Consider the following 19029-nt stretch of genomic DNA (forward strand, 5'->3'; position numbering starts at 1 on the left):
ACCCACTTGAAGCCGCACGGATGCGCTTCGGCGGCATTGCCGCCCATGATCAGGACCAGATCAGTGTTCTTGATGTCGGTCCAGTGATTCGTCATTGCTCCACGGCCAAACGTCGGGGCGAGACTCGCCACCGTCGGGCCGTGTCAGACACGCGCCTGATTGTCGAATACGAGCATCCCCAGGCTGCGCACCACCTTGTGCGTGATGTAGCCTGATTCGTTGCTGGAGGCGGACGCGGCGAGCATGCCCGTCGTCAGCCAGCGGTTGACGGTGAGGCCGTCGGCGTTCTTCACGACGAAATTGGCGTCGCGATCGGCCTTCATCAGCTTGGCGATGCGGTCGAATGCCTCGTCCCAGGAGACGCGCTTCCACTCGTTGCTGCCGGGGGCGCGATACTCCGGGTACTTGAGGCGGCTCTCGCTGTGTACAAAGTCGAGGAGACCCGCCCCCTTCGGACAGAGGGTGCCGCGGTTGACGGGGTGGTCCGGATCGCCTTCGATGTGGATGATTTCAGCCTTGGCGTTCTTGGCGTTGTCGCCCAGGCTGTACATCAGGATGCCGCAGCCTACTGAACAGTAAGGACAGGTGTTGCGTGTCTCGGTGGTGCGTGCGAGCTTGAAACTGCGCGCCTCTCCCAGTACGGGCTGCGGCGAGAAGCCGAGCATGGCTAGGCTCGAGCTGCCGACCCCGGCCGCGCAGACTTTGAGGAACTGCCGACGGTTGATGTCCAAGTGATCCCCTCCTGTTATGGTGTTCCGGCATGCAGTACCTCCCTATACCGCCTTATTGTGCCGGTCTCGCGAGCTGAACGCGTTGGCGCGCGAGCCGATTCCGGTGTTTGGAAATATAGACGGAGTGCGAGACGCCATCAACTGACATTGAGCGTCCGCAAGCGAAGCGCAGCCGGCTAATTCTGCGTGGGGTGGGTACCGATGGTCGTGCGTTGTCCGCGCTACTCGACGATGGTAGAGGTACCGGCAGGAGGTTGCGTCGAGGCGATGGGGGCCGAGTCCGTCAACGGCTGATGCCAGGCGGGCCGATCTTTCAGGGTTCGGGGACCGCACGAAGACGCACAATGAGCGAAAAAGAATAACAACAGTGATGATTATTATTTGATGAGATATTGGATTTTGGGCATGATGCATCGCAATAATGCGCTGCAGCGTGGCGCTCTGGCGCGCCGCGGGCGCGAAGAAGACAGCGTCCGGGCCGATGAACGGCATCGCCTCACCCGGGAAGTGCCGGCAGCGTTCGATAACCACAGGAGATTGGAATGTTCGCTTCGCGCTGGACGCTGCCACTCGCCGTCCTTCTCTTCATCAACGTCGGAGCCGTGCGCGGGGAGACGACCCTGTTGAACGTTTCGTATGACGTGACACGCGAGTTCTACAAGGAATACAACCCCGCCTTCGCGCGTCAATGGCAGCAGCGTACCGGCGAGACGGTGACGATCAACCAGTCGCACGGGGGGTCCAGCAAGCAGGCGAGGTCGGTTGCCGACGGGCTCGAGGCAGATGTCATCACGATGAATCAGGCCAACGACATCGACCTGCTCCACGAACGCGGCGACCTCGTCCCGGCCGACTGGCAGAAGCGGTTTCCGTACAACAGCGTGCCGTACACCTCCACCACCGTGTTCCTGGTGCGCAAAGGCAATCCCAAGGGCATCCGGGATTGGGACGACCTCGTGAAGCCGGGCGCCGCAGTCATCATTCCGAATCCGAAGACGTCCGGCAATGGGCGGTACACGTATCTCGCGGCCTGGGGCTACAAGCTCAAGAACGGTGGAACGCAGAAGGATGCGCAGGAATTCGTCGGCAAGTTGTTCCGCAATGTCCCCATTCTCGACTCGGGCGGGCGGGCGGCGACCACGACCTTCACGCAGCGCGGTATCGGCGATGTCCTCGTCACTTTCGAGAACGAGGTGGCGCTGATCAAGAAGGAGCAGGGCGCGGAGGCGTTCGATGTCGTGTATCCCAGCGCCAGCATCCTTGCCGAGAACCCGGTCGCCGTGGTCGACAAGGTCGTCGACAAGCGCGGGACGCGAAAGATTGCGGAAGCCTATCTCGAATATCTCTATTCAGACGAGGGTCAGGAGCTTGCGGCAAAGCACAGCTTCCGGCCGCAAGCGAAGAGCGTTGCCGAGAAATACGCCGCCAGCTTTCCAAAGCTCAAGCTCTTCACGGTGGAGGAAGTCTTCGGAGGCTGGCAGAAAGCGCAGCAGACGCACTTCAGCGACGGTGCGATCTTCGACCAGATCTACGAGCGCAAGTGAATCGCGACGACGCCCGTGTGAGTGCGTGACCGTGACGAGGACGAATGCGTGAACGCGCTGATCGTGGGCGGTGATCACATCGGTGGGCTGGTCGAACAGCTGGCGGCGCTTGGGCTGCAGCGCGTCGAACACTGGGGCGGGCGCAAGGTGAGAGATGTGAATCGCACCATCCCGCCGGACATGGATCTCGTCGTTGTCCTCTTCGACTACGTGAATCACAACCTTCTGCACAAGGTGCGGGCAAAGGCGCAGCGACAGGGTCTTCAACTGATCTACAGCCGGCGGTCTGCAGTCGAGCTTAGGCAGAAGATCGGAATGCTCACGGCGCCGCAACTGCCGCAGGGGTCGAGCGCTGGATCCGGGCGCACAGCTTCGTGTGAGCTATATGCGCTTCGGCGATAAGGTAATTCCAATAGTGTACTTCTGGGTTAGTTAGGGCTCGGACATACTTCCACGTTTGGTGAAGCGCCACTTCGGCCGCGTCCGGGCGCCAAACCGCAAAACCAGCGGATGAGACCGTGTGGGTGAGGACATGAAGACGAGAACAAGCGATATTTCGCGCAGGTGCAGCGTCGGGAGTACGGCGGCGGCCCTGGAGCGCCTGCGGACCAAGGGCACGCGTTCATGAGTGCGATTGCAGCGCATCTTCCCTCATTGCGCCGACGCCATACCGTCCTTGCCGGATTCGGTCTGGCGTTGGGCTTCACGCTCCTGTATCTGAGCCTGATCGTGCTGATTCCGCTCTCTGCCACGTTTTTCAAGGCAGCGACGATGGGCTGGTCGGACTTCTGGGCGGCCGCGACGACGCCGCGCGTGTTAGCGTCGTACCGCCTGACCTTCGGTGCATCCTTTCTGGCGGCGCTCGTCAATGCCGTCTTCGGGACGCTCGTCGCGTGGGTGCTGGTGCGCTACTCCTTTCCGGGGCGCCGCGTGGTGGATGCATTGGTCGATCTGCCGTTCGCGCTGCCGACGGCGGTCGCCGGGATCACGCTCGCCGCGATCTACAGCGGGAACGGATGGATCGGCCAGCTTTTCCAGCCCTATGGCATCAAGATCGCCTTCACACCGCTCGGCGTGCTCATCGCCTTGATCTTCATCGGGCTGCCGTTCGTGGTGCGCATGGTGCAGCCGGTGCTGCAGGAACTCGAACCGGAGCTGGAGGAAGCGGCAGCCACGCTGGGCGCGACCCGGTTCCAGATCTTCGCACGGGTGATCTTTCCGACCATCCTGCCGGCGCTGTTGACCGGCTTCGCGCTCGCGTTCGCGCGGGCCATCGGCGAGTACGGGTCTGTGATATTCATCGCCGGCAATATTCCCATGGTCTCCGAGATCACGCCGCTGCTCATCATCACCAAGCTGGAGCAGTACGACTACGCGGGAGCCACCGCGATTGCAGTGGTGATGCTGGTGATCTCCTTCATCCTGCTGCTCGTCATCAATCTGCTGCAGTGGTGGACGCGCCGCCGCCGCGGCGAAGCATGAGGCGCATAGCATGAGCGCAGTTCTTCCCTTGCCGTCGGTGGCTGGCGCCCGCAGCACCCGCGAGCCGCCCGTCGTGCGCCTGGTATTGATCGGGCTCGCCTTGAGCTTTCTCACGCTCTTCCTGTTCGTGCCGCTGGGCGCGGTCTTCCACGAGGCATTGAAGAAGGGGCTGGCCGTCTATTGGCGTGCGATCACCGATCCGGACGCCCTTGCAGCGATTCGCCTGACGCTGCTCACGGCAGCCATCGCCGTGCCGCTCAACCTGGTATTCGGTGTGGCGGCCGCATGGGCGATCGCGAAGTTCGAGTTTCCGGGCAAGAGCGTTCTGACGACCCTGATCGATCTTCCGTTCTCGGTCTCTCCGGTGATCGCGGGCCTGGTGTTCGTACTCCTGTTCGGGGCGCAGGGCTGGTTCGGACCGTGGCTGCGAGAGCATGACATCAAGATCATCTTTGCCGTCCCCGGCATCGTGCTCGCGACCGTGTTCGTGACGTTTCCGTTCGTCGCGCGAGAGTTGATTCCACTGATGCAGTCGCAGGGGTCGGAAGAAGAAGAAGCCGCCGTCGTCCTCGGCGCGAGCGGCTGGCAGACGTTCTGGCGCGTGACGCTGCCCAACGTCAAGTGGGGGCTCTTGTACGGGGTCATTCTATGCAACGCGCGCGCGATGGGCGAGTTCGGCGCGGTGTCCGTCGTCTCCGGTCATATACGGGGTGCCACCAACACGATGCCTTTGCAGGTCGAGATCCTTTACAACGAGTACAGCTTCGTTGCAGCTTTCGCAGTTGCGTCCCTGCTCGCACTGCTCGCGCTCATAACATTGGTTTTGAAGACCATCGTCGAAACCCGATTCCGGGGGATTCAGGAGTCCGCATGAGTATCGAAGCACGCAACGTTTCCAAGCGCTTTGGCACCTTCGCCGCCCTCAAGGACGTAAGCCTGGAGGTGAAGACCGGCGAACTGCTCGCTCTGCTCGGCCCATCAGGATCCGGCAAGACCACGCTTCTGCGGGCCATCGCGGGCCTCGAAACCATCGACGCCGGACAGGTCCTCTTCTGCGGCGAGGACACCACGTCGCAGCACGTTCGCGAACGGCGGGTGGGTTTTGTTTTCCAGCATTACGCCCTTTTCCGCCACATGACCATATTCGACAACGTGGCCTTCGGGTTGCAGGTGCGGCCGCGAAGTGTCCGCGCGCCGAAAGGCGAGGTGCGGCAAAAGGTGCTGGAGCTCCTGCGACTCGTGCAGCTCGACTGGGTTGCCGACCGCTATCCGCATCAACTTTCGGGTGGCCAGCGCCAGCGCGTCGCACTCGCCCGGGCGCTCGCAGTGGAGCCTCGGGTGCTGCTTCTCGATGAGCCGTTCGGTGCGCTCGACGCGAAAGTGCGCAAGGAACTGCGGCGCTGGCTGCGTCATCTGCACGACGACATGCACATCACCAGCGTGTTTGTCACACATGATCAGGAAGAAGCGCTGGAGGTTGCCGATCGCGTCGTCGTGATGAACGAGGGACGCATCGAACAGATAGGCACGCCCGAGGAGGTGTACGAGCATCCGGCGACACCTTTCGTCTACAAGTTTCTGGGCAGCGTGAATCTCTTTCATGGTCGCGTTCACCAGGGGCGCGCCGAGATCGGGGATCTGGTTCTCGATGCGCCCGAGCACGCCGCAGCCAGCAATGCGCCGGCGGAAGCCTATGCACGCCCGCACGAGATCGAGGTGCTGCGCAGCGCGGGCGATGAAGCTGCGATCCCCGCAATCCTGCAGCGGGCGATCCCGGTAGGACCGCGGGTGCGCCTGGAGGTGAGCCTCGAAGACGGTGATCAACCGATCGAGGCCGAGGTGAGTCGGGAAGTCTGGCGCGCACTCGACGTGATCGCGGGTGAGCGGGTGTTTCTGCGGCCGCGTCGCTTCAAGGTCTTTCCTGCGCCGGCGTCACCTGACCTGACTTAATCAAGCGCCTCTTCAAGCGCGGGTGAGGCCTCGTGCCTGGACCCGCGTGGCCGGGAAAGGCTAGAATTCAAAGTCTTTGCCCGGCTATGAACGTTCATCGCACGATACCTGCCTCAGCCGACCGGCCGATTGCGCTGACGATCGGCAACTTCGACGGCGTGCACTTGGGCCATCAGGCCATGCTGCGGCGCCTGCGCGAGGCGGCGACCGCGCTCGGCGCGCCCGCCTGTGTGATGACCTTCGAGCCGCATCCGCGGGAGTTCTTCGCGCCGGATCAGGCACCCACCCGACTCACGTCGCTGCGCGAAAAACTCGAGTTGCTGCGCAGTCACCGCATCGATCGCGTCTACATCTGTCGCTTCAGTTTCGATTTCGCGCGCGTGTCCGCGCAGGAATTCATCCACGACATCCTGAAGGCGAGGCTCGATGTGCGCTGGCTGCTGGTGGGGGACGATTTCCGATTTGGCGCTCGCCGCGCGGGGGACAGCGGCATGCTGCGGGCGGCTGCCCGCACGCTGGGTTTCGAGATGGCGGAGATGCCAAGCGTGGAGGTGGGGGGGCTGCGCGTATCGAGCACGGCGATCCGCGAGTTTCTCGCTGCTGGCCGCATCGATTGCGCGGCGCGTCTGCTCGGCCGGCCCTACAGCATCAGCGGTCGCGTCGTCCGCGGCGACCGCATCGGTCGCACCCTCGGCTTCCCGACCGCCAACGTGCAGATGAAACACAACCGCCCTCCGCTCTCCGGCATCTTCGTGGCCGAGATCCACGGTCTGCCGGAAGGCCCGCTTGCCGGCGCGGCGAGCCTCGGTGTGCGGCCGACCCTCGCGGGAGAACGCGGGAAGCCCGTGCTCGAGATTCATCTGCTCGACTTCGCGCGCGAGATCTATGGTGCGCACGTACGCATCGCCTTCCTCGAACGGCTGCGGGAGGAGCGCAAGTATCCGGACCTGACGGCGCTCACGCGCCAGATCGGTCTCGATGTCGCGCAGACACGGGCGTGGTTCGAGCGCGACAGGGCAAGACAGGTTCTGATACAGAATGGCTGACTACAAGAGCACACTCAATCTCCACGATACGCCGTTTCCCATGCGCGGCGATCTGGCCAAGCGTGAACCCGCCATGCTGGAGTCCTGGCGCGCCCGGGACGTCTATCGGCGTATCCGCGAGGTGGCTGCCGGGCGACCCAAGTTCATCCTTCACGACGGGCCGCCGTATGCCAACGGCGATATCCATATCGGGCATGCCGTCAACAAGATCCTGAAGGACGTCATCGTCAAGGTGAAGACGATGTCGGGTTTCGATGCGCCCTACGTCCCCGGCTGGGACTGCCATGGTCTGCCGATCGAGCATCAGGTCGAGAAGCTTCACGGCAAGCACGTCGAGCAAAACGAGTTCCGGCGCCTGTGCCGCGAGTTCGCACGCGCGCAAGTCGAGCGGCAGAAGGCGGACTTCGTGCGCTTGGGCATCCTTGGCGATTGGGACCATCCCTATCTCACCATGGATTTCGGAACCGAAGCGCAGATCATTCGCGCTCTCGGGCGCATCCAGGCGCGTGGCTATCTGTACCAGGGTGCGAAGCCGGTGCACTGGTGCGTGGACTGCGGCTCGGCGCTGGCCGAGGCCGAGGTGGAGTACGAGAACAGGATTTCGCCGGCGATCGATGTTGCCTTTCCGGTGGTCGATCTGCGCGATCTTGCACAGCGATTCGGGCTGGCCGATATCCGTGGTCCAGCAGCCGGTGTGATCTGGACGACGACCCCGTGGACACTGCCGGCGAATGAGGCGGTGAGCGTCAACCCCGCGCTCGAGTACGTTCTCGCGCGCACGGCAAAGGGATTGCTGATGCTGGCGCGCTCGCTGGCCGACGCGTGTCTCGCGCGCTACGGCCTCGCGGTCGAGGAGATCCTTGCGGTGGCGAGCGGCGCAAAGCTTGAGCATCTGCGCCTCGCCCATCCGTTTCAGGAGCGAACGGTGCCGGTCATCCTGGGCGAGCACGTGACGCTCGACGCGGGAACAGGGCTCGTGCACACGGCACCGGCGCACGGTCTCGATGACTACGTCGTTGGCGCGCGTTACCACCTTCCGATCGACAACCCGGTAGGCGGGGATGGCCGCTTTGTCGCGACGGTGCCGGTCGTGGGCGGCAAAACGGTTTGGGAGGCGAATCCGATCATCGTGGATCTGCTGGCGGCGCGCGGCGTGCTGCTCGCACACGAGAAGATCGAACACAGTTATCCGCACTGCTGGCGACACAAGACCCCGATCATCTTCCGCGCCACGCGGCAGTGGTTCATCGGCATGGATCTTACGGGCGGCGAGGCTGCCACACTGCGCGAGACTGCAATGCGGGCGGTGGAAGCGACGCGGTTCTACCCGGCATGGGGTCGCGCGCGGCTGGAGGGGATGGTTCGCAATCGACCCGATTGGTGCGTTTCACGTCAGCGCAATTGGGGGGTGCCGATCCCGTTCTTCGTCCACAAGGAAACCGGACTGCTGCATCCGCGCACCGCGGAGTTCGTCGAAGCCGTTGCGACGATGGTGGAGGAGGGCGGCATCGAGGTCTGGTTCAGTCTTGAGGCGGAGGATCTGCTCGGCGCCGAGGCCCGCGACTACGTCAAGTCGACAGATACGCTCGATGTCTGGTTCGATTCCGGCACGACACATGAGAGCGTGTTGCGGCGGACACCGGGGTTGCGCTGGCCCGCGGATCTTTACCTCGAAGGCTCCGATCAGCATCGGGGCTGGTTCCAGTCGTCGCTCCTCACGTCATCGGCCATTGCGGGGCGTGCGCCTTACGATGCGCTTCTCACGCACGGGTTCGTGGTGGACGGACGCGGGCGCAAGATGAGCAAGTCTTTGGGGAATGTCGTGGCACCGCAAAAGGTGGTCGATACGCTTGGCGCGGACATTCTCCGGCTTTGGGTCGCAGCTACTGATTACTCGGGCGAGCTTTCGATCTCGGACGAGATCCTCAAACGCGTCGTGGAATCCTACCGGCGCATCCGCAACACGATTCGATTCCTGCTCTCGAATCTCGCCGACTTCGAACCGGCGCGGCACAGCCTGCCGGTCGAGGAATGGCTCGAGATCGACCGCTACGCGCTGGTGCTCGCGCGCGAGACGCAGGCGGCAGTTGCTGGCGAACTTCAGGGGGGCGGCACCTGGGGCGGCGGTCATTTCGGGCGCTTCGAATTCCATCTCGCTGTGCAGCGGCTCCATCACTTCTGTTCCGAGGAACTGGGGGCGTTCTATCTCGATATTCTCAAGGACCGACTCTATACCGCCGGCGCTGACTCAGACGCGCGACGGTCAGCGCAGACGGCGCTCTATCACATCGCGCACAGTTTGTTGCGGTTGATTGCTCCGATCCTGAGCTTCACCGCAGAAGAGGCCTGGGCCGTGCTGACGCGCAATGACGACGACAGCATCTTTCTACACACCTGGCACGAGATGCCGGCAATCGACGACGCGGCCAGCCGTGCACTGCGGTCGCGCTGGACGGAGATCCGCGAACTGCGTGCAGGTGTGCAGAAGCGCCTGGAAGAGTTGCGTGCGGACGGCAAGATCGGTTCATCACTGGCGGCCGAGGTGGATTTGTATGCCCGGTCTGAAGCCGACTTCGGATTTCTGGCGGAACACGGCGATGAACTGCGCTTCGTGTTCCTGACGAGTCAGGCGCGGCTGCACCCGGGGAGCCATCCCGATGCCCAGCCGTTATTGAACGGCGTGTCATTTCGGGTCTCGCCAAGCGCCAACAGCAAGTGCGGCCGCTGCTGGCACTATCGGGCCGATGTCGGGACCGATCCCGCACATCCGGAGATCTGTGGTCGTTGTGTATCCAATCTCTTCGGGTCCGGAGAACAGCGTGTCCTTGCCTAGAATGCTTCCCTGGCTGGGTGTCGCCCTCCTGGTGGTGGTGCTCGACCAGTTGACGAAGTACTGGATTCACCACGTCCTGACCTACGGCCAGGCGATCGAGGTATTGCCGTTCCTGAACCTCGTGCTCGTCTACAATCCGGGTGCGGCGTTCAGCTTTCTCAGCGATCAGCCGGGGTGGCAGAACAAGTTCTTCATCGCCGTCGCCGCCGCCGCGAGCGTCTGGGTGCTCTATCTGCTTGCGCGTCCTCAGCGGCGGTTGTTTTCGCTTGCACTCGCCCTCATCCTGGGTGGCGCCATAGGCAACCTCTTCGACAGGTTGATCCTCGGCGCCGTGGTCGACTTCATCGATGTTCATGCGGCGGGTTATCACTGGCCGGCATTCAACGTCGCCGACGCGTCCATCACCTGCGGCGCTGCCTTGCTCATCCTGGTGAGCTTCGGCAAGCAGGAGGACGGCACGCTTCCTGAAACCGCCGTCAAATAGGGAAAATCGCATGGACGTAATGCTCGCCAATCCGCGTGGCTTTTGCGCCGGAGTCCATCGTGCGATCGAGATCGTCGAGCGCGCGCTCGCCATCCACGGTGCACCGATCTACGTACGCCACGAGGTCGTTCACAACAAGTTCGTCGTCGATGGCTTGAGGGCGAAGGGGGCGGTGTTCGTCGAAGAGATCGAAGAGGTCCCGACAGGTGCGACGGTGGTCTTCAGTGCGCACGGCGTGTCCCAGCAGGTGCGCGATCATGCGCAGGCGCGCGGACTGCGGATATTCGATGCCACTTGCCCGCTAGTGACCAAGGTTCACACCGAAGTCGCCAAGATGCGCCAGCAGGGCCGCGAGATCATCATGATCGGGCATCGCGGCCATCCGGAGGTCGAGGGCACGATGGGGCAGTCGGCCGCCGGCATGCATCTCGTCGAGACAGTGACTGATGTCAATCGGCTGCAGGTTGCCGATCCCGGCAATCTCGCCTTCGTTACGCAAACAACGCTATCAGTCGATGATGCGGCGGCCATCGTTAGTGCCCTGAAGGCGCGCTTTCCGGACATCGTGGGTCCGAAGAAAGACGATATCTGCTATGCGACCCAGAACCGTCAGGATGCTGTCAAGTTCATGACGCAGCAGTGCGATCTGGTGATCGTGGTCGGCTCTCCGAACAGTTCCAACTCCAATCGCCTGCGCGAGGTGGCGCTCAATCTCGGCGTCAGCGCGCAGATGGTCGACAGCGCTGCCGAACTGGACCCTGCATGGCTCACGGGAAAGAAGAGGGTGGGAGTCACTGCCGGCGCATCAGCGCCGGAGGTGCTTGTGGCCGAAGTGGTTGAGCGCTTGCGTGCGCTGGGTGCCGCGCAGGTGAGCGAACTGCAGGGGATTACGGAGAACGTTGTTTTCCCGATCCCGAAGGGCTTGGGTAGCGGCGAACGCGAAACCGCCCGAGGTAGCGTCTGACGCGCAGTAACCCCGGGCGGGAGGTAAACCAGAAACGGAACGGGCGAGGGCGCTCGTTGCGTCCCCGTCCGATCTCGACTACTGCATGATCTCGCGCCAGCTCGTGCGGCGCCCCCCCGGTGCCGGCATTGCGACCGGAGTCTGAGAAGTCGTCTGCTTCGCGTCCGAGGTCGTTATGATCTCGACGGTCTTGCCGTCAGGCAGGCGCACGATATTGAAGCCGACAGCCAACGCGTCAGCGACTTTGTTGCCGATGCTGCCATTCGAAGCCGACGAGACGGCACGTCCGCTCCTGAAATCGAAGTTGTTTATGTAGCTGTAGCCACCGATCACGCACTCTGTGCTCTGCGGGACGTTGCTCGCGACGACGAGGGTCCCGAGCTGAAGCTTGGGGTCGATGTTCGCGCGTTCACCGCTGTCCGGAAGATCCACGAACCAGCCGTTGTCGGTGCTGTTGGAGCAGTTGAGAGCGCAATCAACGGTTCGATAGCTCGACCCGCCAGATGTGGCAGTACTGATTGTTCGACCCACCAGGATCGTGCGTAGATCAGGGAGCGTGGTCGACGTCAGAGGATCCTTGATGGCGTAGACGGTCTGCTTTTGCGTGTTGCCTATATCCGTTCCGCCAAGATACCGTCCGGTCACCACGTAGATGAAGGGTGCCGGGGGACTCCCCAGCTCGGCGATTTCCGGCTTTGTCGTTATCGCCTGTGGGGTGCCATTGACTGCATCTTTGACCGTGGCGAGCAATTGCGCCTCGCGGCCAGCCGGACCGTAGGTGTCGTTCACGTCGAAGCGCCACACGTTTCCGAGTAGGTCCGTCCCGTAGACCCGGTCGGTGTAGTTGTTGGTGAGAGTGTCGTTGACCCACGGGGTGATCTTGCCGAGACCGCTGGGCTGAGTTGCAGTGCCGACGCCCGTACCTATCTTGAGCAGGATTTGGCCAGTCAGGGCGTCGAGTGCGTAGAGATAACCCTTGCCGTCGTTGGCATTGCTGTTGACGTTGTTGTAGCCGGACGTGACGAAGACGACCCAGCGACCCTCGGAGTAACCGCTCCACGCGATCTTGCTGATGACTGGGTTACCGAAGGAGTAACCGAGATTGCAGTCGGTATAGAGGGTCGTCCCCGAGAAGCACGCACCTTGTTTGAACTCCCAGAGTCCAGTCGGGTTTGCCGGATCCGTGATGTCGAGCGCATAGTAGCCTCGTCCGCCGGCGCCCAGACCCCCGACAAGAATAGTCTTCCAATTGCCGCTGGAATCTGCAACGTCACTTACGGTTGGCGTCCCATCGACGTAGTAGTCATGAAGGTTCGCATAGTTGTTGTCGGCTAGCTTCCACAACTTATCGATCACCAGTGTCGGGATGAACGCCCAGGCTTCCAGCCCGCCCTGCGAGTCGGTGGGAGACGTTCCGGCGTAGAAGGCGTGAAGCATGCCATCGTTGGACGCTGTGTAAACCATCGGGGTACGACCTGTCCTTGCGGCCTTGAAGGCGCTGTAGCCAGCGTCACTGTAGTTCGCAAATGGCTGCCGAACGAACACCGGCTGCGCATTGACGATGTCACCAAGAATGTGGGTCCGCGTACGATAGAGCTTGTTGAGGTCGTTCGTAATGAAACCCTCTTTCCCGCTTTGACCGCGCAGGAAGTTGACGAGAGTCGCCCCTGCAGCGGTGCTTCTCTGGTTGACCGTACCACTCGATCCATCGGTCATCATGCTGTATTGACTGAAGAGCTGCACCTTGGCGGAACTGAAGTTTCCCTGCTCCGTGGAATCAAGTGTCGTCTCAGCTGTACCCGTCGGGGCGCCGGTGCCGTCGCAGGACTGTGTATTCCACTTGAAATCTACAAGCTTGTTGGTTGCAGTGCTGCGGAAGAGGTAAATGTTGCGGTTATCGCAGGCTGCACCGACCTTGGCGTCGAGCTTTGCTTGCGCCGACCAGATCGGTGTTTGGCTGACAACGCCCGTGGTGAGGTCGATCGACCGCGCTGTCAGCTCGCCCGTCCATTCGGCGGTAGTGTAGCTCGCGGTATAGGCCGAGTTGTCACCCGCGACCGGCTCCAGATTCGACGTTGCCGCAGCAGAGGCAGCGGCCACTCGGGCGTTGATGCCGGTCAATGCTGTCACCAGTCCCGAAACCACCGAGTCCGGGTCGCCGGCGCTAAAGAATCGGCCGCGCCCGTCGACCGCTGCGTGCCACAGGTCGTCCAGGGCGCTTGGGCTGTCCGAAGAAGGCGTCGGCCAGGTCTTGGCACCGGAACGAATTGACGCGAAGTCTCCGGTGGCAGCAGTCTGGTAGTTGGGGTCGTAGACGAGTGTGCCGGTCAGGCCGAGCCCCATCGTAAACGTCGTCATGTGTTGCCAGCTGGCCTTGTCGTCTTCGGGACCAGAACCCCCGGATGGCACGTTGTTCGTCGTCACGTCCTTACCGAGCGCCCCGGTGGCTTTCGTGGCGCTCGTGCGAAGGTCGGTGATGTAGTAATACTGGGCGACATCCGCCAGGGAGTTCGAGCTGGCGTCTGTGCCAGTGGTCGTGGCGGCGGCTGTGGTGGAGGTTGCAGCAGGTGGGCTGCCCGGGTTGGCAGAACAGCTGTTGTAGTCGGACGTCGCCATCGTCGGCGCGCCAGTTACGTCGCTTACCACGGAAGTGCCGCTGTACTGCCTCGTGCGAATGGTCGTTGTCGTAGTAAGGACGATCTTGCTGCCGGTTTGTTGCACGGTCTGAGTGCAAGTCTTATTGGGGTTGCTCCTGGTTGGGCAGCTATATGTCTGAGTCGCGTTGTAGGTGCAGGTTGCAGTCGAATAGGTCTTACCGGTGGTCGTATCCTTGACGGTGGAACTTATGCTGCCATCCCACATCGGCTTCGGCGAGTTCGCATTTGAGATGTCACCGTCGTAGTTGCCAATGTTCGTCGTTCCGTCGAGCTGCTCGCCGCCGTTCCCGTTCCAGTAGCCATCTGTGGTGAGGATCGTGAAGTTCTGCTGGCAGGAATACTGAACCGGGTCACCGCTCATTCCGTTGTTGATGCCGTTTTGATACCCAGCAAAGTAACGACCGGCGCGCGAGAGGGCTTCTCGCAACGGCGTGCCACCGCTCGGGCTTTGGCTGAATAGTTTGGTGAACCAATTGGATTTCTGCGTCGAATCGAAATCCGAGACCCCGAGGTAGTCGCCACTCGATACCGGACTGCCTGGATTGATGGTGATGAAGCCGACGCGGTATTGGCTACCAAGCTGAACGAAGGCTCGGCTGCTAGCGCCCTTCATCATCATGATCCGCGTGCGGTAGTAGCTGTACCAGTTGGCGAAGTTGGTGCGCTCGTCGGTGCTGCCAGGTCCTGAACTCGATCCCACAACGACTTTCGTCCAGTTCGAGCCGGGAGAGGAGATAGCCTTCGCGCATTCTCCGGTGAGAACATTTGAGAAAAGGGCGTCGACCGGTTGACCTGAACCCTTCCAAGTGTAGTAGTACGCGGGCTGCGCGCTCTCGGTGTAGTGCGCGCTGCATTTGCTTCCGTCCCAGCAGCTGGCGTCGTCGAAGGCCTTGAAGTTGGCGCTGAGATCAGTGGTTGTTCCTGTAGGTGCGGTGTACGGGTCGTAGAGCGCTGCGGTGAAGGATGCATTTGAATAGCTCGAACCATCGGCCTTGCGCGGCGGTAGATACGTGGTGTTCGGGTTGTAATAGACGGTATTGCACAGGTAGTTGCGGTACCCCACCTTGTCGATAAGTCCAGTCCATCCGCTGCCGCTGGTTTGGAACAGCGCATCCGGCATGTGGGTCCAGCTCATGGAACCGGAGTCGTCGAGCACGAAAAGGATGTTCGGCTTGACGAGCGCGGTAGACGAACTGGAAAGCGGAACTGTGGAAATGTCTGTTACCTGACCGAAGGCCGGACTCTGCGCAAGAGCAAACGATGTGAGCGTCGCAACGCTGCATCGTTTGAGGATGCGGATGGTCCGAGGGGGTATCGCGTGGGCCATTTCAGCCTCCTGGATGCTGATGTAATGTGATCGGCTTCGGTCGGTGAGGTAAGTACCGAAGTCACGTATAGGTGCCAGTTCAGTACAGGACCGTTTGAACATAGCTGACGGTCATGCGCGGATCCACGATGCGTGCGGTGACACGGTAGTAGGGCTGCTGGGAGTTGGTGAGGGGCACTGCCCCGTAGGCACCGGCCGATTTCGACGAACCCCATCCGGCACTCTGCAGGGTGACGCACTGCTGCGCCGGGTCATTGATCTCGACGTTGGCGGTGGAGCAGAGGCGGTGGATGACCCAGCGCACCTCCATTCCTGCGACGTCGAGAGGAGTGCCGGTGAGTGCCACCGACATCCCGTTGTCCTTCCACCAGTTGGCCGGTGCGTTCACCGGGTTGAAGGTTGCATTCCAGCTCGAGAAGTATCCGGCCGACGCGTTGTCGTTCGTCAGGTTTGCTACGGGTTGAGCAAGCACCCAGCTGCGACCGGCTTCCACGCCCAAATCCCCGGCGCTTGTGACAGTCTGTTTGGAAGCGAGATTGCCGACAACCAACGTGTCACTTGTCACTGAGCGCATCAGTGCAAGTCCGGAAAGTGTCATCGCGACAAGTACAACCAGGGCGATGAAAAGCACGATGCCTTGCTGCCGAGAGTTGTACGCCACAGCGCGCCCTTGTCGCTTCTTCATTTCACGGTATGAGGCTAAGGGTGACCGGCCGCTCATTTCAGGTTTCCCCATACGACGTTACGGATGGGCACGAGTGTCTCGTGCACCCGATAGCGATAATTTCGCCAGTTGTTCGGATCACCTGCCGTCACATCTCCGGGATCCGAATCGGTCGTGCCGTCAGCGTTACTCATGGTGAAGCTGCCGGCAGCCCATCGCGGTGCGGTGGTCGTGACCTTTGTCTTCTCGGCCTGCTTGCTGCGCGCCAGGAGACCGACGCGAATCGCATAGACGGACGACATGTCCGGCGGGGCGGTGGTTGTCCAGGAGCCGATTGAGTCCAGAGCGCCATCGCCGTTCGAGTCGACGGCAACCCCGTACTCAGCTTGCAGATTGACTATGTCGTCGTAAACGGCTAGCGGGTCATTGGCACCGTCCGCGTCGGCGTCGGTCCAGTGCAGGTCGTCCTGGACTACGAGGCGTGCATTCTGGATCGACCACACGTTGCGCCGCGGGGTGTTACCCAAGTCGTAGATGAACCCATTCGTGAAAGCCGGACCGGTTGTCTTGTTGTAGCGCGCCGTGACGGTGCCCCCCCCTGCTTGTGCGGTGTAAGTGCCGGTGCCGTGATCGATCGTCACGGCGTCAGCGTTTGTGTTCCCGGTAACTTCCACAAGCTGACAGGTGAGCACCGCAGGAGTCCCCACCGGACCGGCGATGAGGAGAGCGTTGCCTCGGAGGAGTCCGGTGCGGCCCCCGAGAGTCGATGACGTCGCCTTGGATGAGTTGGTGGAGAAGGTGAACGACTTTCCGGCAACGATCAGGTCGGTATTTCCGTAAAAGGCGGCCAACTGGTCGGGAGCACCGGAAGCACCCTGGGTGATCTGAGCGGTGGCGAGCGGGAACGTGAAATCCTGGCTGCCGCTGCTGCGGAGACTGTCGTGAGCATTGACGGTGCAGTTCATGGGATTGGCGGCACCGAAGGTTCCAAAGCCGTATCCCGCCTGCTTGATGTCACGCTCGATGGAGAACAAGGCGACGGCTCCTGACATCTGTGCGTCGCTTGCTGCCGCCGTTGTGCGCTTGCGTCCTTCCGCTACGGCCAGGACGGAGAAGATGACGAGGATGCCAAGCATCGCGATGACAAGGCCGACCATTATTTCGATGAGGCTCATGCCTCTCGCGCCGCGATGTTGCGGGAACTGCAGGAAGGGCGTCGTCGACGGCATGGTTGGCGCTCAGTTGATGTTTGCGACCAGGACGTGGCGGTGTGCTGCCGTATCCGAGGGGGTGCGCCAGCAGACGGTCACGGTTACGCGGTTTGCGTTGGCGGTATCCACGAGTATCTGTTGCATGGCGTTGGTGGCGCCTGGAAGCCCGGTTCCTGCAGCCGTGATGTCGGCCACCCACTGGGTGACGGCAGCGTTGGCAGAAGCGCTGCCGGAGAACGAGCACGTACCGCTTCCAGGCAGGTGCTGGAACGCCAGAAGGCTGTTTGTCAGAGTCGCGCTGGTAGAGCGGTCAACGTTCGCCCAGATCTGTCCGACGATGCGATTGGCGTAGTTCGCGGCCTCGACTCTGTATTGGCTGTCTGACGTACGAGAAGTGGCAGCCGCGTACATGCCGACCAGCGCCAGGATGCCCATGGAGAAGAGGAGAATGGCGATCAGCGACTCGATCAGCGTGACGCCTTTCTGCTTGCAGCGGTCTATCTTCATGGCGGGATCTCGCGACGAGTTCATCAACTGCAGGACCGCGTATCGCCTGCGGCAGTAACGGCCGGGTCGCAGAGGCGAATTTGTCCGCCACGCGTGATGAGGACGTTCAGGCAGCGCATCGTGCCTCCGGCACTCCTGCAGTCGCCGCCCGCGGGATTGGTGACTTGCACGACTTCATTGGCTGCGAGCGTCGTTCCTCCGAGCGGGGTGAACGTCACGCGTCCGGTGGTTGCTGCGAATTGAACCCCGGTCGTGATGTCGGCGGATTGGCCCGAACCCTCTCGACGCAGCTTGGCTTCCAGCATCGTTAGCTCGTTCTGCCCGGTGGCGGGGTTGTAGACATTCCCGCGCACCAACAGATTGCCTCCCGACGTACTCGCGGTGGCTGCGGCGAAGTTGGTAACGTCGGGTTCCGTGTCGGTCATCAAGAACTCGACGTTCGCGTTCAGTCGAATTGCTTCCGCGCGCGCAAGACTCACTGCCGCGAGTGCCGTCGTCGCGGCATCCCGCAGCTTCTGGTTTTGCAGGAAGGTGGCAAATGCGGGAACACCCATCATGAGGACGAACGCAATCACCGCAAGTCCCACCATGAGTTCGATGAGAGAGAAACCGTGTTGGCGCGTGCGCGGTACTAGCATGACCCATCCTTTCTCATGACCCAGCAGGTGCCCGGGTTGGACCAGCCGGTAGGCACACCGGTAGTGGCCCGCGTGCCGTCCTGGTTGATCGTGAATACGAACCCCGACATGCCCTGCGCGGCGTTGCCCGTTGCCGTAACCGTGTAGGTGCTCGCGGCCAGCGTGCACGCATAGGCGAAGCTTTTCATGTTGGTATTGATGACGGTGCTGTTGCAGGGAAACCCGGTTCCGTTGGCGTTCGTGTACTGCCGGTTGTCCTGGTAGTACTGCTCGAGTTTCGCGCGCACGTCCATGAGTTGTGACCGTGCCTCCGCGAGGCGCGCTCGCCGCATGTAGTCGGCGTAGCTCGGATAAGCGATCATGGCCAGAATGGAGATGATCGCCACTGTGATCATCACCTCGAGCAACGTGAAGCCGTTTGCACGTGTCATCTGAGTGCTCCTTTCGTCTGCTTCAATGGTAGGAAGGGCCTCCGGGGGATGCCACAGAGCGCCGATTGTCGGGCCGATTGCGACCCTGGACGGCGGCGCTCGCGCGCCAATGGGGGACGCCGCCGAGAGCAGGGTCTGTGCCACGGAATGGTGACTAGCCCCGTATATCCGACGGGGCGAGAAAGAGGACCGTCGACTGCGAGAGCGGCCGCTCATTCCAGCGATGGAAGGGGTATGTTTTCGCGGCCGTGGGAACTGACGGACGCTTCGGGCGGGCCGCCTGTCCCCGTCCGGATGCCGGCAGTCGACTGGCTAACAGACGATGGCCGTCGCGGGTCGTTTTGAGCGTGATCTGATCCGTCTCATCGAATCGGCCAGAACGCTGGAACTACCACCCAAGTAATCGCTGCTACTCATCACACAAAATGCCCGAGCCGCTATTTGAACCTCGCTTTTCAACGGCCTGTTAAGGACACTTCATCCGCTTGGTACCTGCGATCAGTTCGCAACCTCGCTTGATGACCGGGAGGACTGTGCCGTTATCGCCACTTTGGCGCTGA

General features: G+C 61.9%; 16 protein-coding genes. 9 read left to right on the plus strand and 7 right to left on the minus strand.

Going from position 1 to position 19029, the window contains the following annotated elements; genetic code table 11:
- A partial coding sequence (locus JNK68_11815; protein ID MBL8541042.1) for a molybdopterin-dependent oxidoreductase occupies positions 1 to 731 on the minus strand: 731 nt, incomplete at its 3' end.
- A 542-nt stretch (positions 732 to 1273) separates the two neighbouring features.
- Here JNK68_11815 and JNK68_11820 point away from each other — a divergent pair.
- The 9 genes from JNK68_11820 to ispH all read left to right on the plus strand — a co-directional run bounded on the left by JNK68_11820 (position 1274) and on the right by ispH (position 11034).
- Positions 1274 to 2275: a sulfate ABC transporter substrate-binding protein gene (locus JNK68_11820; GenBank protein ID MBL8541043.1), complete on the plus strand. Its 1002-nt coding sequence runs from the start codon at positions 1274 to 1276 to the stop codon at positions 2273 to 2275.
- Between the two features lie 48 nt (positions 2276 to 2323).
- Positions 2324 to 2677 (plus strand): DUF2325 domain-containing protein, encoded by a 354-nt coding sequence (locus tag JNK68_11825; protein MBL8541044.1) that lies wholly within the window; start codon positions 2324 to 2326, stop codon positions 2675 to 2677.
- Between the two features lie 222 nt (positions 2678 to 2899).
- Complete coding sequence (cysT, locus tag JNK68_11830; GenBank protein MBL8541045.1) at positions 2900 to 3757, plus strand: sulfate ABC transporter permease subunit CysT; 858 nt, start codon at positions 2900 to 2902, stop codon at positions 3755 to 3757.
- A 10-nt stretch (positions 3758 to 3767) separates the two neighbouring features.
- A complete protein-coding gene (gene cysW, locus JNK68_11835; protein MBL8541046.1) occupies positions 3768 to 4631 on the plus strand; it encodes a sulfate ABC transporter permease subunit CysW in 864 nt (287 codons plus the stop codon).
- A complete protein-coding gene (locus JNK68_11840) occupies positions 4628 to 5707 on the plus strand; it encodes a sulfate ABC transporter ATP-binding protein (GenBank protein MBL8541047.1) in 1080 nt (359 codons plus the stop codon). The genes cysW and JNK68_11840 overlap by 4 nt, the downstream gene beginning before the upstream one ends.
- Positions 5708 to 5793: 86 nt before the next feature.
- On the plus strand, positions 5794 to 6753 hold the full coding sequence (locus tag JNK68_11845) for a bifunctional riboflavin kinase/FAD synthetase (protein ID MBL8541048.1): 960 nt from the start codon (positions 5794 to 5796) through the stop codon (positions 6751 to 6753).
- A complete protein-coding gene (gene ileS / locus JNK68_11850) occupies positions 6746 to 9586 on the plus strand; it encodes an isoleucine--tRNA ligase (protein MBL8541049.1) in 2841 nt (946 codons plus the stop codon). Before JNK68_11845 ends, ileS begins: the two co-directional genes overlap by 8 nt.
- A gap of 1 nt (position 9587) precedes the next feature.
- Positions 9588 to 10070 (plus strand): lipoprotein signal peptidase, encoded by a 483-nt coding sequence (locus tag JNK68_11855; GenBank protein ID MBL8541050.1) that lies wholly within the window; start codon positions 9588 to 9590, stop codon positions 10068 to 10070.
- 10 nt (positions 10071 to 10080) lie between these two features.
- Complete coding sequence (gene ispH / locus JNK68_11860) at positions 10081 to 11034, plus strand: 4-hydroxy-3-methylbut-2-enyl diphosphate reductase (GenBank protein ID MBL8541051.1); 954 nt, start codon at positions 10081 to 10083, stop codon at positions 11032 to 11034.
- A 78-nt stretch (positions 11035 to 11112) separates the two neighbouring features.
- On the opposite strand, the gene JNK68_11865 is transcribed toward ispH, so the two are convergent.
- The 6 genes from JNK68_11865 to JNK68_11890 all read right to left on the minus strand — a co-directional run bounded on the left by JNK68_11865 (position 11113) and on the right by JNK68_11890 (position 18469).
- Positions 11113 to 15018, minus strand: coding sequence for a hypothetical protein (locus JNK68_11865; protein MBL8541052.1), 3906 nt, complete (start codon positions 15016 to 15018; stop codon positions 11113 to 11115).
- Between the two features lie 79 nt (positions 15019 to 15097).
- The gene (locus tag JNK68_11870) at positions 15098 to 15703 is read right to left on the minus strand and encodes a hypothetical protein (protein ID MBL8541053.1); all 606 of its coding nucleotides are present in this window, start codon (positions 15701 to 15703) and stop codon (positions 15098 to 15100) included.
- Between the two features lie 32 nt (positions 15704 to 15735).
- Positions 15736 to 16857 carry a PilW family protein gene (locus JNK68_11875; GenBank protein MBL8541054.1) on the minus strand — a complete coding sequence of 374 codons (1122 nt, stop codon included), beginning with the start codon at positions 16855 to 16857 and terminating at the stop codon, positions 15736 to 15738.
- Between the two features lie 63 nt (positions 16858 to 16920).
- A complete protein-coding gene (gene pilV, locus JNK68_11880; GenBank protein MBL8541055.1) occupies positions 16921 to 17400 on the minus strand; it encodes a type IV pilus modification protein PilV in 480 nt (159 codons plus the stop codon).
- Between the two features lie 23 nt (positions 17401 to 17423).
- A complete protein-coding gene (locus tag JNK68_11885; protein ID MBL8541056.1) occupies positions 17424 to 18038 on the minus strand; it encodes a GspH/FimT family pseudopilin in 615 nt (204 codons plus the stop codon).
- Complete coding sequence (locus tag JNK68_11890) at positions 18032 to 18469, minus strand: prepilin-type N-terminal cleavage/methylation domain-containing protein (GenBank protein ID MBL8541057.1); 438 nt, start codon at positions 18467 to 18469, stop codon at positions 18032 to 18034. The genes JNK68_11885 and JNK68_11890 overlap by 7 nt, the downstream gene beginning before the upstream one ends.
- Positions 18470 to 19029: the final 560 nt, after the last annotated feature.

The sequence above is a fragment of the Betaproteobacteria bacterium genome, from assembly GCA_016791345.1.
Classification (GTDB): Bacteria; Pseudomonadota; Gammaproteobacteria; order Burkholderiales; family JAEUMW01; genus JAEUMW01.